Below are 13,254 nucleotides of genomic sequence, written 5' to 3'. Positions count from 1 at the left end.
AGACTGGATTCCTGCCCTTGCTCCAGCCGGCCATCCCCGCCTTCGCGCGAATGACCGGCTGCAAACAGGCAAACCGCCCTCAGGCCGCGGCGGCAATCCCGCTGACGCCCAGTTCCGCCAGAGCGAACCGGCGGATATGCTCGCCCAAATCCTCGCGCCCCAGCGCCAGCGCCAGGTTCGCCTCGATATAACCCGCCTTCGACCCGCAATCGAACCGCCGCCCATCGAAGGTCACGCCGTGGAAAGGCTGCATCCCGATCATCGAAGCCATGGCGTCGGTAAGCTGAATCTCTCCGCCAGCGCCCTTTTCCTGCGTCTCCAGGATCTTCATCACCTCCGGTTGAAGGATATAGCGCCCCGGCAGGATCAGGTTCGACGGCGCCGTGCCCGGTGCCGGCTTCTCGACCAGCCCCTTCACCTCAGTGAGCGCTCCGTCACGCTTGCCCGGATCGATCACGCCATAGTTCGGCGTCTCCGCCATCGGCACTTCCAGGGCGCAGACCAGATTGCCGCCGACCTTGTCATAAGCCTCAACCATCTGCTTCAGGCAGCCACGGCCCGGCGCACCCTTCATGAACTCGTCAGGCAGCAGGATGGCGAACGGCTCATCGCCCACAATGTCGCGGGCGCACCAGATGGCATGGCCCAGACCCAGCGGCTCCTGCTGGCGCAGGAACACCGCATTGCCCGGCAACAGCCGCGTACCGTCCAGCGAGGACAGATCCTTGCCCCGCTCGCGCTGGGTGGCTTCGGCCTCATAGGCCATGTCGAAATAATCTTCGATCGCGCCCTTGCCGCGGCCGGTGACGAAGATCATCTGCTCGATCCCCGCCTCCCGCGCCTCATCCACCGCATATTGGATCAGCGGTCGGTCGACGACCGGCAGCAGTTCCTTGGGCACCGACTTGGTCGCCGGAAGAAAGCGCGTGCCGAGACCTGCGACAGGGAAAACGGCTTTGCGAATCGGTTTGTAGGACATGAGGCTCCTGTTTTCTCGCTAGGCGCGCGGATAGGCTTCGCCCTCCGCCGCATAAAGATCAAGCACGGAAGATGGCTTACTCCGTTTCAGACGGCCAGCAGGCGCTGTGCCACCCTTTCGAGGGAAGCAATCTCCGCTTCGAGTTGCTCAAGCGAGACATGCGTCTGGTTATTCCGCGCATCGCGGCATGTAAAGCCGCCGGGCGCGGGCTGCTGAAAGCCGCCGATGATGAGCGACCGGAACCGGTCGATCCTCTGCATGTCGCGCTCGATATCCGATATTTCCATCAATGCGCCGGCATTGCGCCGGTCCCGCATCGCCACCATGGTTCGCAGTTCGGTCATCAGCTTCGTCATGCCCGGACGAGTCCGGGCACCCACGGTCCGCACATCCCCCATGGCTTCCCGCATTATCGCGATCTTCGCCTCCAGGCTCTGTTCCAGCATCGTCCAGGCACAGACCAGACGACCCACTGCACACAGAAGCGCCGCATCCTCTGGCGCATAATCCGACACTGATCTTACCGCAATTTCAGCAACCACGTTCACTTCATCCGCGCCCCGGTATATTTTGCTTTCCGCTCGGGACAGAGCCTGCCCGTATTGCAGTGCAAAAGGCTAGGGGGGTGGAGCCGGGTCGCTCGCAGCAGCGGCACAGGCCATCGCCAACTGTGCCCAAACAGCGATGAGCCGTTAACCGTCTTTAACGGCCGGATCAAAAATCGATAGCGATTCCCTTGCGTTCCCAGTCGCCATAGCGAACCGGGCTCAATAACTCGTCATGGCGCGACGGATTGTCGATCGGATCGGGTTGCGGCACCGGCGGGCTTTTCGACAGATGCGCGGGCGGCTTCACATGCGCCGGGCGCTTGCCGTTGAAGGTTCCCATCGATCCATCCTTTCGATTGCGGGGGCGTCATCGTCACCCCATATTCAGGGGCGCCCCATATTCAGAGTAAGGCCGCTATCTGGGCCGCCAAGGAGATTTACGCAAGTGAATGGCATGAAGACGGTGATGCTGTTGTCGGCCCTGACGGCGCTGTTCATGGCATTGGGCTATACGCTGGGCGGCAGCGGCGGGGCGGTGATCGCGCTGCTGGTGGCATTGGGCATGAACCTCTTCACCTTCTGGAACGCCGACAGGATCGTGCTGTCGATGCACCATGCGCGGGAGGTCGACGCGACCAGCGCGCCGGAATTTTACGGCCTCGTCGCGGAACTGGCCCAGCGCGCGAAACTTCCCATGCCGCGCGTCTATCTGATCGACGAGCCGCATCCCAATGCCTTCGCCACCGGCCGCGATCCGCAGCATGCCGCCGTCGCCGCGACCACCGGGCTGCTTTCGATGCTGAGCCGGGACGAAGTGGCTGGCGTCATGGCGCATGAACTGGGCCATGTGCGCAATCGCGATACACTGATCATGACGATGGTCGCGACCATTGCGGGCGCGATCTCGATGCTCGCCAATTTCGGCCTGTTCTTCCGCGGCGGCAATCAGGAGAATGGCCACGGCAACCTGATCGCGACGCTGCTGGCGGTGATCGTGGCTCCTTTCGCCGCGATGATCGTGCAGATGGCGATCAGCCGCACCCGAGAATATGGCGCGGACGCGGCGGGCGCGGAGATCAGCGGCAACCCGCGCGCGCTTGCCTCCGCCCTCGCCAAGATCGCCGGCCGCGCCGAAATGATTCCCAACCCGGTGGCGGAGCGCAATCCCGCCGCCGCCCAGCTCTACATCGTGCCGGTGCATGTGAGCGAGCTCTTCTCCACTCACCCCGCGACGGAAAAGCGCATCGCCGCGCTGGAGGACATGGCGCAGGATATGGGCACGCGCACCTCCGCCCTCTCACCTGCAGCAGCGGCCTCCAAAACGCGCAAATCGAGCGCCCTCGATCCTTTACGGCGCAGCTAAAGCGTCTCGGAATTGGTGGATTGCGGACTTTTTTCCGTCATCCCGGCTTTCGTTGGGATGACGATTGTTGATGTCCGAAACTGAGCATTTCCAGACTCAGCCCCCGAATAAAACCTAAGCGGCGCGCAATTGCGTCGTCGCGATCAGCGCTCGGGCCTGGCGCTGGGCTTCCGCGATTTCTCGTGCCGACATTTCCTCGGCCACTTCCGCCCGCATCGTCTGCCCCTCCTCGCTGCCCTTGAGGGCGGCCAGGTTGAACCATTTATGCGCTTCGATCAGGTCGACGGGCAAACCGCCAGTGCCGCAACTATAGGCGACCCCCAGATCGAAACAGGCTTCCGCAGTTCCGCTTGCCGCACCCGAAAGACGGCTTTGCATCAGAAATTGCGCGCTCTTCAGACCATTGGCCATAACCGAATCCCCCTCATGGATTTCGACTTGCTGGTTTTCGACAAGCGGCAGGCTGCACCGGCGGCGGATAAAAAATGGTTAATGCGCTCAAAACCAATTTCCAGGAAAATGCCAACGATGCGCGGAGGAGCAGGGTTAACGTGCCCGGACGGTACAAAAAGGGTAGCGCGAGCGTCCGATTGTCCCCATAGCCACCGGCATGACCGATCATCCCGAAATCCCCGCAGGACAGGCGAGAAAGGACATAGCTTTCCGCGAGTTCGTGATGCTCTGCGCCTGCCTGATGGCGATGAATGCGCTGTCGATCGATCCGATGCTGCCGGCCCTGCCCGCCATCGGCCGGGATCTGGCGATCCCGCATCCCAATGACCGGCAATTGATCATCAGCGTCTATTTTCTGGGACTGGGGATCGGTTCTCTGCTGTTCGGCGTGCTGTCCGACCGATTCGGGCGAAAGCGCGTGTTGGGGAGCGCCATGGCGCTGTTCATCCTCTCTTCCATCGCCTGCGCCGGCGCGCACAGTTTCACCATGATGCTGGCCGGGCGCGCCTGTGCCGGTTTCTTCGCGGGCGCGAGCCGCGTCATCACCGTCGGCATCGTCCGCGACCGCTTCCGGGGCGATGCGATGGCGCGGGTCATGTCGCTGATCTTTGCGGTGTTCATGCTGATCCCGGTCATGGCGCCGACTTTCGGCCAGGCGATATTGTGGATCGCCCCCTGGCGCTGGATCTTCTGGGCGCTGTCGATCCTGGCGAGCCTGATCCTGCTGTGGATGGCGATGCGCCTGCCGGAAACGCTGCTGCCGGAGAATCGCTTGCGAATGAGCGCGCGCGCGATTTTCCGGACGGTCGGCGCGATCATCCGCACCCGCAGCTCGATCGGCTATATGCTGGCCAGCGGGGTGGTGATGAGCGGCCTGATCGGCTTCATCCTGTCGGTGCAACAAATATTCTTCGACATTTTCGGGGCGCAGAAAATCTTCCCCTTTGCCTTCGCCGCCATCGCCGGCAGCATGGGGATCGGCAGCCTGCTCAACAGCCGCCTCGTCTCCCGCTTCGGCGCGCGGCGATTGAGCCAGACGGCGTTGCTGTGCCTGGTGCTGATCAATGCCGTGCATTTGACGGTGATCCTGACGGGGCATGAAACCATCGTCAGCTTCATGATCCTCCAGGCGTCGACGATGATGACGGTCGCCTTTACCGCGTCCAATTTCAGCGCGATTTCAATGGAGCCCTTTGCCAGAGGCGCGGGCGTCGCCTCCTCCTTTCAGGCTTTTCTCACCACCGCCGTGTCGAGCGCGCTGGGCAGCCTGATCGGCCATGCCTTTGACGGGACGACATTGCCGCTGACATTGGGATTGATGGTGTTCGGCTCGATCTCTTTCCTGATCGTCGCGTGGGCGGAACGGGGGAAAATGTTCACCCGCCCGCATCATGCAGGATTGCGCGATCCCGAATTCGAAGTCTTGCGTTAAAAAAAGGGGCGGTGCTACCCGCCCCCTTTTTTGTAGCTCAGGCGTCCTGGCCGCCCGGCGTATGCGCGCCGGGCATCGGCGGCACCGGCATCGGTGGAATGCCGACATCCTGTTCATGGGTTTCGACCAACCCGCGCCCGACATGGCTCTTGCGATAGCCATAGACGAAATAGAGCACGAGACCCAGGCCACCCCAGATCGGCAGGACGAGCTGCGCATCGACGGGCAGATTGAAGAAGAGGAAGACGCAACCGAAAGCCGCCGTCGGCGCGATCGCCCACACTATGGGCGTGCGGAACGGACGAGCCCGCCCCGGTTCCTTCACCCGCAGCACCAGCACGGCGATCGACACCATGAAGAAGGCGAACAGCGTGCCGGAATTGGAAATGTCCGCGAGCTGACCCACAGGCAGCAGCGCGGCGCCGATGGCGACGAAGACGCCGGTGACCATGGTGACGATATGGGGCGTCTTGAACCTGGGGTGGATGCTGGCGAGCTTTTCCGGCAGCAGGCCGTCGCGCGCCATCACGAAGAAGATGCGGGTCTGGCCGAACATCATCATCAGGATGACCGACGGCAGCGCAAGATTGGCGGCCAAGCCGAGCGCATTGCCCACGACCGTCCAATTGATCGAGCGCAACACATGGGCCAGCGCTTCATTGGAGCAGACGAGATCCTGAGCATGGGCAGCAGTCGCACAGGCGGCGGCAAAACCCTGCGATCCGGGCGCCACCACTGAACCGTCCGGACCCAGCACGGGCTGCGCACCGATCGCGCCGACCGCGCCCGCCGCGACCAACAGGTAAAAAACGGTGCAGATCGCAAGGCTGCCGATCAGGCCGATGGGGACGTTGCGCTGCGGGTTCTTGGTTTCTTCCGCCGCGGTCGAAACCGCATCGAAGCCGACATAGGCGAAAAAGATCGACGCGGCGGCGCCAACGATGCCCATGCCGCTGGTGCCTTCCGGCCCGAACCAGCCATTGGGCGCGAAGGGCGAGAAATTGCCGGTCTTGAGCACGGGCAGCGTCAGGATGATGAAGGCGGTCAGCGCCGCCACCTTGATGGCGACGAGCACGGCATTAACGCGGGCGCTTTCGGTGGTGCCGATGACCAACAGGGCGGTCACGGCGAGCGCCACGACGATCGCCGGGATGTTGATCACGCCATGGGTGAAATCGGCTTGCGGAATGAGGCCGTTCATCGTCCAGACCGGGCCGGCGGAAAGCGCCTGTGGCAGATCAAGCCCGGTTACGCTCTTAACAAGGCCCATGAAATAGCCGGACCACCCCACCGAAACGGCGCTGGCGGCGACCGCATATTCCAGGATGAGCGCCCAGCCCACCATCCAGGCGAGCAGTTCCCCGACGACCGCATAGGTATAGGTGTAGGCGGAACCGGACACCGGCACCATGGAGGCGATTTCGGAATAGCAGAGCGCGGCGAAGGCGCAGACGGCCCCCGCAATCATGAAGCTCCACATCATGCCCGGCCCCGCCTTTTGCGCGGCGGCGGCGGTCAAAACGAAAATGCCGGTGCCGATGATGGCGCCGACCCCCAATAGCGTCAGTTGAACCGGCCCCAATGTGCGGACAAGCGATTTTTTCTCGGCCGTGGCCAATATCGCGTCCAGTGGCTTTATACGCCCGAAGATCATGGTGGAGCCCTTTATCTTGATGTCTTTTGCTCGGGCGGCCGTTGCAGCCGCTCCCCTTTTGTGATGAAGCGGAGACTATCGTCTAATCCGGCGTGCGCAAGTATGTTGCGCATTCAGGACATGGTTCAAAAGCGGTTCCCATGGCGTGATGAAGGAGTGAAGCATGGTCGAATTGCTGCGGGCGGTGGGCTTGGGCGATGTCGTGCACGGTTTTGCCGGGCGACGCGGCGGCGTTTCGACCGGGATTCACGCGGGGCTGAATGTCGGATTAGGGTCGGAGGACGAGCGGGAGGCGGTGTTGCGCAACCGGGATCTGGTGCGGGACGCGCTGTTGCCGGGTGCGACGCTGGTGACGGTGCATCAGGTCCACTCGCCCGATGTGATCACGGTCGCGGCGCCGATTTCCGCCGACGACCGGCCAGCGGCTGACGCCATGGTCACGAATCGACCGGGATTGATATTGGGGATTCTCACCGCCGATTGCGTGCCGGTGTTGTTTGCTGATGCTGCGGCCGGTGTCGTCGGCGCGGCGCATGCCGGATGGAAGGGCGCATTAGGCGGCGTTACGGACCGGACGATCGCTGCTATGGAGGCACTGGGCGCCTCGCGCGACCAGATGGCTTGCGCGATCGGTCCGTGCATCGGGCGTTCGTCCTATGAAGTGACGCTGGATTTCGCGGCACGCTTTATGGCGGAGGATCCGGATAATGATCGTTTCTTCACTGCGGCGCGCACAGGGCATTGCCAGTTCGACATTGCAGCCTATGTGGCGGCACGGCTGGCAGCGGCGGGGATCAGCCGGATCGAGCTGCTGGACGAGGATACCTATAGCCAGCCGGATCGCTTTTACAGCTATCGCCGGTCATGCCATCGCAGCGAGCCAGATTATGGCCGGCAGATTTCGATGATTGCGTTGGGGGAATGAGGCATGCTGTCGGAACCGCCGGCGTATCGAGCAGGGAATGTTCGTCCCGCATGATAATCTGAGAATATCTCAGGCTGACGGAAGCGGCAGCTTTTGCTTAAGGCTGGCTCGAAGATACCCCGAAAGATCGGCATCGTAGGCAGCCTGCTATCATCGAAGATATTTCTGCCGCCTACTCAGGCGCAAACGACTTGTCGCGAGCCTGTTGTTGGGCAGGACCGGCCTTCAAGGAGTTATTGGCAAATACCCTAGCGCCTGAACCCCATCAAGATAGGTTCATAGGCGGAGGATCGTTTCCGTATCGACGAGCGGCATCGCGCGCAATTGCTGGGGTAATCGCAGGACGCGGCGTGACAAACCGACCGAGGGCTATAGAGTATTCTCATGCAAACGCGCCAAGGCCTTGCCAGGCCTCCTGTTCGCTTTGATTAGCGACACGGTCTTTGTTGATGGCTACCGAAAGCTGTTAGGAAAATGGTATCGCTCCGGTGAGGGCCGCCTTGCGGTGATCCGCTGATATTTTGACATGGCACCGGTGCAAGCGCCGGTGTTTGCACCGATACTAAGGACGGTGCGATGAGTCAGATCACGGTAATTTCGGGGCCGGAGCGGCGGCGGGTATGGAGCGACCAGCAGAAGCGCGAACTGGTCGCGGCGGTTTCGGCGCCCGGTGCGAACGTGGCGGAGATTGCCCGCCGTGCCGATCTGCGGCCGAACCAGATCTACAGATGGCGGCGGCAGATGGGGCAGGCAGCGCAGGGCTTTGCCGAGGTGCAGGTGCAAGCCGATCCGGTGCCAGTGATCGGATCGGCGATCACCGTCGAGTTTGAGCGGGCGATCGTGCGCATTCCCGCTGGCGCATCACCTGGGCTGGTGTCGGCAGTGCTGCGGTCGGTCAAGCCGTGATCCCAGTTCCTTCCGGCGTTCGGATATGGATCGCAACGGGGCACACGGACATGCGGCGCGGCATGCGCAGCCTGGCTCTGCAGGTGCAGCAGAGTTTCGGACGTGATCCCTTCGCCGGGGATCTCTACATTTTCAGGGGACGCCGCGGCGACCTCTGCAAGATCATCTGGCATGATGGTGTCGGCATGTCGCTTTATGCCAAGCGTCTCGAGCGCGGGAAGTACATCTGGCCTTCGGCCGTGGACGGGGTGATTGCCATTTCCCCCTCGCAGATGGCTTGCATGTTGGAGGCGATCGACTGGCGTAATCCGCAGGCCACCTGGCGTCCGACATTGGCCGGATAAAAGCCCCGGCATGACCTAAGAAGCTAGGGATTCCGGTGCTTTTCGGCTATGTCATTGACCATGGGGACCGAAGCGCAAGCAGAGATCGACAGCCTTCGCGAGCGGCTTGCCGCTGCCGAGGCTGTCGCCGCTGAAGTCGCCCGCATCAAGGCCATCAACGCTGACCTGGAAGCCCGCAACGCCCTTCTCGAACTGCAGAACGAGAAGATGCGCCGCACCCTTTTTGGCCAGCGATCCGAACGCACGCGCCATCTGCTCGACCAGATGGAACTGACCTTCGAGGAGTGCGAGACCGCTGCCAGCGAAGATGAGTTCCTGGCTGCCCTGGCAGCGGCGAAGACCAACGTCGCACCGTTCGAGCGCAAGCGGCCCGCCCGCAAGGCCTTGCCCGAGCATCTGCCGCGCGAGCGCGTCGTCATCGCCGCGCCCGATGCCTGCCCCTGCTGCGGCTCAGAACGGCTGTGCAAGCTGGGTGAGGATATCACCGAGACGCTTGAGGTCGTGCCGCGACAGTGGAAGGTGGTTCAGACCGTGCGGGAGAAGTTCTCCTGCCGGGATTGTGAGAAGATCACCCAACCGCCGGCGCCGTTCCACGTCACGCCCCGCGGGCTCTTTGGCCCCAGCTTCCTGGCGATGCTGTTGTTCGAGAAGTTCGGCGCGCATCAACCGCTTAACCGCCAGCGTGATCGCTATGCCCGGGAAGGCGTGGACCTGAGCCTTTCCACTCTGGCCGATCAGGTCGGCACCTGCACCGCCGCGCTGATGCCGCTCTATCTCCTGATCGAAGCCCACGTCCTTGCCGCCGAGCGATTGCATGGCGACGATACGACGGTGCCAGTGCTGACCAAGACCAAGACCGATACGGGCCGGATCTGGACCTATGTTCGGGATGATCGACCTTTTGGCGGACCGGCACCGCCCGCAGCGATCTTCCATTATTCCCGGGACCGGCGGGGCGAGCATCCCGTGGGACATCTGCGCAGTTGGAGAGGCATCCTTCAGGCTGACGCATATGCCGGCTACAATGCGTTGTTCCATGCCGACAGACTGCCGGCGCCGCTGACCCGCGCCTTATGCTGGAGCCACGCGCGCCGCTATTTCTTCGAGCTGGCCGATATCGCCGCGCAGCTCAAGAAGCGCCGCAAAAAGGCCGTTATCTCGCCGCTGGCAGTGGAGGCGGTCCGCCGTATCGACGCGATCTTGGACATTGAGCGCGCCATCAACGGCAGACCGGCCCAGGAGCGCCACGCCCTTCGACAGGAACTCAGCGCCCCGCTCGTTGCCGATCTGGAAGAATGGATGCGCGACAACCGGTCCAAGCTATCGAAGAACAGCGATGTGGCCGAGGCCATGGATTACATGCTCAAGGCATGGCCAGCCTTCGCTGCGTTCCTCGATGATGGCCGCATCTGCCTCTCGAACAACGCGGCGGAACGGGCGCTTCGAGGCATAGCCCTGGGCAGAAAATCATGGCTCTTCGCTGGTTCAGATCGCGGCGGCCAGCGCACCGCCTTCATGCTGAGCCTCATTGGCACGGCGAAGCTCAACGACATCGATCCGCAGGCTTGGCTTGCCGATGTGCTCAGCCGCATCGCCGACATCCCTCAGAACCGTCTCCATGAACTGCTTCCCTGGAACTGGCGCACCGCAGAGGATCAACGCGAAGCCGCCTGATCCGCGGCCTTCTCCGAATGCATACGGAAAATGTCACGCGTACGGGTCAGCTCTAGCCGACCGACATTATGCGCTATAATTTACGAGTTGCGGCCTCTGGTTGCGGGAGTAGGATTTGAACCTACGACCTTCAGGTTATGAGCCTGACGAGCTACCGGGCTGCTCCATCCCGCGACACTAGAGATCGCTGCGGAGGCCGCATGTTGTATGTGAATGGGTATATATATGTTTTCAAAGCGCGAGCTGCAATGCCTGGCGACGCCCTACTCTTCCGGGGCTTGAGCCACAGTACCATCGGCGCAGACTGGTTTCACGGCCGAGTTCGGGATGGGATCGGGTGGGTCACAGACGCTATGGTCACCAAGCAATGAAGCTTGCGCTTTGGGTTTCAATCGATGCCGTGCATTTTACGGTAGATATATCTGGCTTGAGGTTGATCACCACGTTCGATGAGCGACGCTGGGATTATCCAGCACTGTCATTGATGGTGGGACTCTCAGGCGCGATCAGAGCAATTAGGACCGGTTAGCTCCATATGTTACCACACTTCTACATCCGGCCTATCAAGGTCGTGGTCTACGACCGCTCGAAGAAATCTTATCTTGAGGGAGGCTTCCCGCTTAGATGCTTTCAGCGGTTATCCCGTCCATACATAGCTACCCTGCTGCGCCCTTGGCAGGACGACAGGTACACCAGAGGTATGTTCAACCCGGTCCTCTCGTACTAGGGTCAACTCCTCTCAAATTTCGACGCCCACGGCAGATAGGGACCAAACTGTCTCGCGACGTTCTGAACCCAGCTCACGTACCACTTTAATTGGCGAACAGCCCAAACCCTTGGGACCTGCTCCAGCCCCAGGATGTGATGAGCCGACATCGAGGTGCCAAACGATTCCGTCGATATGAGCTCTTGGGAATCATCAGCCTGTTATCCCCGGCGTACCTTTTATCCGTTGAGCGATGGCCCTTCCACGAGGGACCACCGGATCACTATGACCGACTTTCGTCTCTGCTCGACTTGTCAGTCTCGCAGTCAGGCGGGCTTATGCCATTGCAACTCTAACAGACGGTTTCCAACCGTCCTGAGCCCACCATCGCGCGCCTCCGTTACTCTTTAGGAGGCGACCGCCCCAGTCAAACTACCCGCCACAGAGGGTCCCTGCACCGGATAACGGTGCGAGGTTAGACATCAGAAAACAACAGGGTGGTATTTCACCTATGGCTCCACGACAACTGGCGTCATCGCTTCAAAGCCTCCCACCTATGCTACACAGTTCTTTCCTAATGCCACTCTGAAGCTGCAGTAAAGGTGCACGGGGTCTTTCCGTCTAACCGCGGGTACTCCGCATCTTCACGGAGAATTCAATTTCGCTGAGCATATCCTGGAGACAGTGGGGAAGTCGTTACGCCATTCGTGCAGGTCGGAACTTACCCGACAAGGAATTTCGCTACCTTAGGACCGTTATAGTTACGGCCGCCGTTTACCTGGGCTTCAATTCAGTGCTTGCACACCTCCTCTTAACCTTCAGGCACCGGGCAGGCGTCAGGCCCTATACGTCGTCTTGAAGCCGACTTAGCAGAGCCCTGTGTTTTTGCTAAACAGTCGCTACCCCCTGGCCTGTGCCCCCCACAAGTGCTTGCGCATATGTGGGGCCTCCTTCTTCCGAAGGTACGGAGGCAATTTGCCGAGTTCCTTCAGGATACTTCTCTCAAACGCCTTGGTATACTCTACCATTCCACCTGTGTCGGTTTAGGGTACGGTCTATACGGTGGGGCTATTTCCTGGGACAACTTCCCTGCCCGGACCAATCCAATAAGGCCGAACAAGTTACGCCATCCGTCACACACCACCAGGCCCACGAATATTAACGTGGTTCCCATCGACTACCCCCTTCGGGCTCGTCTTAGGGGCCGGCTTACCCTGCTCAGATTAGCTTTAAGCAGGAACCCTTGGAATTTCGGCGACAGTGCATCTCACACTGTTAATCGCTACTCATGTCTGCATTCGCACTTCCGATACCTCCACCACCCATTACCAGATGGCTTCAACGGCCTACGGAACGCTCCGCTACCGCGTGATCGTAAACGATCACACCCTAAGCTTCGGTGCACGTCTTGAGCCCCGTTACATCTTCGCCGCAGAACCTCTTATTTAGACCAGTGAGCTGTTACGCTTTCTTTAAAGGATGGCTGCTTCTAAGCCAACCTCCTGGTTGTTTTGGAAGTTCCACATGCTTTCCCACTTAGACGTGACTTGGGGACCTTAGCTGTAGGTTAGGGCTGTTTCCCTTTTGACGACGGACCTTAGCACCCGCCGTCTGTCTGCCGGACTAGACTCGTTGGTATTCGGAGTTTGGTTAGAGTTGGTAGATCTCGCGACCCCCGCATCCATCCAGTGCTCTACCCCCAACGGCAATCATCCGACGCTCTACCTCAATAGATTTCGCGGAGAACCAGCTATTTCCCGGCTTGATTGGCCTTTCACCCCTAAACACAACTCATCCGATAATTTTTCAACATTAAACGGTTCGGCCCTCCAGTGCGTGTTACCGCACCTTCAGCCTGGTCATGCCTAGATCGCCGGGTTTCGGGTCTAATGCATCATACTCAATCGCCCTATTCAGACTCGCTTTCGCTGCGCCTACACCTAACGGCTTAAGCTTGCATGATACACTAAGTCACAGACCCATTATGCAAGAGGTACGCGGTCAGGTCTCAAGGACCCTCCCACTGCTTGTAGGCATCCGGTTTCAGGTACTGTTTCACTCCCCTCATCGGGGTGCTTTTCACCTTTCCCTCACGGTACTGGTTCGCTATCGGTCATGTACGAGTATTTAGGCTTGGAGGGTGGTCCCCCCATGTTCAGACAGAGTTTCACGTGCTCCGCCCTACTCAAGTCCTGATGTTTCGCTTTCACATACGGGGCTGTCACCCGCTATGGCGCCACTTTCCAGAGGCTTCTGTTAACTAAACACCA

General features: G+C 60.6%; 11 protein-coding genes, 1 tRNA gene and 2 rRNA genes (1 of these 14 cut by a window edge). 6 read left to right on the top strand and 8 right to left on the bottom strand.

Annotated features, from left to right (window positions below; genetic code table 11):
- Nucleotides 1–79: 79 nt before the first annotated feature.
- The 3 genes from K426_RS00390 to K426_RS29995 form a co-directional block, all read right to left on the bottom strand.
- Nucleotides 80–979, bottom strand: coding sequence for a UTP--glucose-1-phosphate uridylyltransferase (locus K426_RS00390; RefSeq protein WP_066552894.1), 900 nt, complete (start codon nucleotides 977–979; stop codon nucleotides 80–82).
- An 86-nt stretch (nucleotides 980–1,065) separates the two neighbouring features.
- Complete coding sequence (locus K426_RS00385; RefSeq protein WP_066552892.1) at nucleotides 1,066–1,494, bottom strand: hypothetical protein; 429 nt, start codon at nucleotides 1,492–1,494, stop codon at nucleotides 1,066–1,068.
- A gap of 199 nt (nucleotides 1,495–1,693) precedes the next feature.
- Entirely contained in the window at nucleotides 1,694–1,867 is a 174-nt protein-coding gene (locus K426_RS29995; protein WP_082748337.1) for a DUF1674 domain-containing protein, read from the bottom strand.
- A 105-nt stretch (nucleotides 1,868–1,972) separates the two neighbouring features.
- On the opposite strand from K426_RS29995, the gene htpX reads away from it, so the two are divergent.
- On the top strand, nucleotides 1,973–2,890 hold the full coding sequence (gene htpX, locus K426_RS00380) for a zinc metalloprotease HtpX (protein ID WP_197672739.1): 918 nt from the start codon (nucleotides 1,973–1,975) through the stop codon (nucleotides 2,888–2,890).
- A 114-nt stretch (nucleotides 2,891–3,004) separates the two neighbouring features.
- Here htpX and K426_RS00375 read toward each other — a convergent pair whose 3' ends face one another.
- Nucleotides 3,005–3,301, bottom strand: coding sequence for an SEL1-like repeat protein (locus K426_RS00375; protein ID WP_066552888.1), 297 nt, complete (start codon nucleotides 3,299–3,301; stop codon nucleotides 3,005–3,007).
- A gap of 199 nt (nucleotides 3,302–3,500) precedes the next feature.
- Here K426_RS00375 and K426_RS00370 point away from each other — a divergent pair, with 199 nt between their 5' ends.
- Entirely contained in the window at nucleotides 3,501–4,775 is a 1,275-nt protein-coding gene (locus K426_RS00370) for a multidrug effflux MFS transporter (protein WP_066552885.1), read from the top strand.
- Nucleotides 4,776–4,812: 37 nt separating this feature from the next.
- Here K426_RS00370 and K426_RS00365 read toward each other — a convergent pair whose 3' ends face one another.
- The gene (locus K426_RS00365; RefSeq protein WP_066552883.1) at nucleotides 4,813–6,429 is read right to left on the bottom strand and encodes an amino acid permease; all 1,617 of its coding nucleotides are present in this window, start codon (nucleotides 6,427–6,429) and stop codon (nucleotides 4,813–4,815) included.
- A gap of 163 nt (nucleotides 6,430–6,592) precedes the next feature.
- Here K426_RS00365 and pgeF point away from each other — a divergent pair, with 163 nt between their 5' ends.
- The 4 genes from pgeF to tnpC all read left to right on the top strand — a co-directional run bounded on the left by pgeF (nucleotide 6,593) and on the right by tnpC (nucleotide 10,278).
- Nucleotides 6,593–7,354 carry a peptidoglycan editing factor PgeF gene (pgeF, locus tag K426_RS00360; RefSeq protein WP_066552881.1) on the top strand — a complete coding sequence of 254 codons (762 nt, stop codon included), beginning with the start codon at nucleotides 6,593–6,595 and terminating at the stop codon, nucleotides 7,352–7,354.
- Nucleotides 7,355–7,930: 576 nt separating this feature from the next.
- The gene (locus K426_RS00355; protein WP_066552878.1) at nucleotides 7,931–8,260 is read left to right on the top strand and encodes a transposase; all 330 of its coding nucleotides are present in this window, start codon (nucleotides 7,931–7,933) and stop codon (nucleotides 8,258–8,260) included.
- Nucleotides 8,257–8,604 carry an IS66 family insertion sequence element accessory protein TnpB gene (tnpB, locus tag K426_RS00350; RefSeq protein WP_030541462.1) on the top strand — a complete coding sequence of 116 codons (348 nt, stop codon included), beginning with the start codon at nucleotides 8,257–8,259 and terminating at the stop codon, nucleotides 8,602–8,604. The genes K426_RS00355 and tnpB overlap by 4 nt, the downstream gene beginning before the upstream one ends.
- A gap of 60 nt (nucleotides 8,605–8,664) precedes the next feature.
- Complete coding sequence (gene tnpC / locus K426_RS00345) at nucleotides 8,665–10,278, top strand: IS66 family transposase (RefSeq protein WP_082748335.1); 1,614 nt, start codon at nucleotides 8,665–8,667, stop codon at nucleotides 10,276–10,278.
- A 97-nt stretch (nucleotides 10,279–10,375) separates the two neighbouring features.
- Here tnpC and K426_RS00340 read toward each other — a convergent pair.
- The 3 genes from K426_RS00340 to K426_RS00330 all read right to left on the bottom strand — a co-directional run.
- Nucleotides 10,376–10,452: transfer RNA gene (locus tag K426_RS00340), tRNA-Met, on the bottom strand.
- Between the two features lie 76 nt (nucleotides 10,453–10,528).
- A 5S ribosomal RNA gene (rrf, locus tag K426_RS00335) occupies nucleotides 10,529–10,643 on the bottom strand.
- A gap of 130 nt (nucleotides 10,644–10,773) precedes the next feature.
- Nucleotides 10,774–13,254, bottom strand: a 23S ribosomal RNA gene (locus K426_RS00330) (it continues 332 nt past the right edge of the window).

It is taken from the genome of Sphingobium sp. TKS (assembly GCF_001563265.1).
In the GTDB taxonomy this organism is placed as follows: domain Bacteria; phylum Pseudomonadota; class Alphaproteobacteria; order Sphingomonadales; family Sphingomonadaceae; genus Sphingobium.
This window is presented reverse-complemented; position numbering and strand designations above follow the sequence as displayed.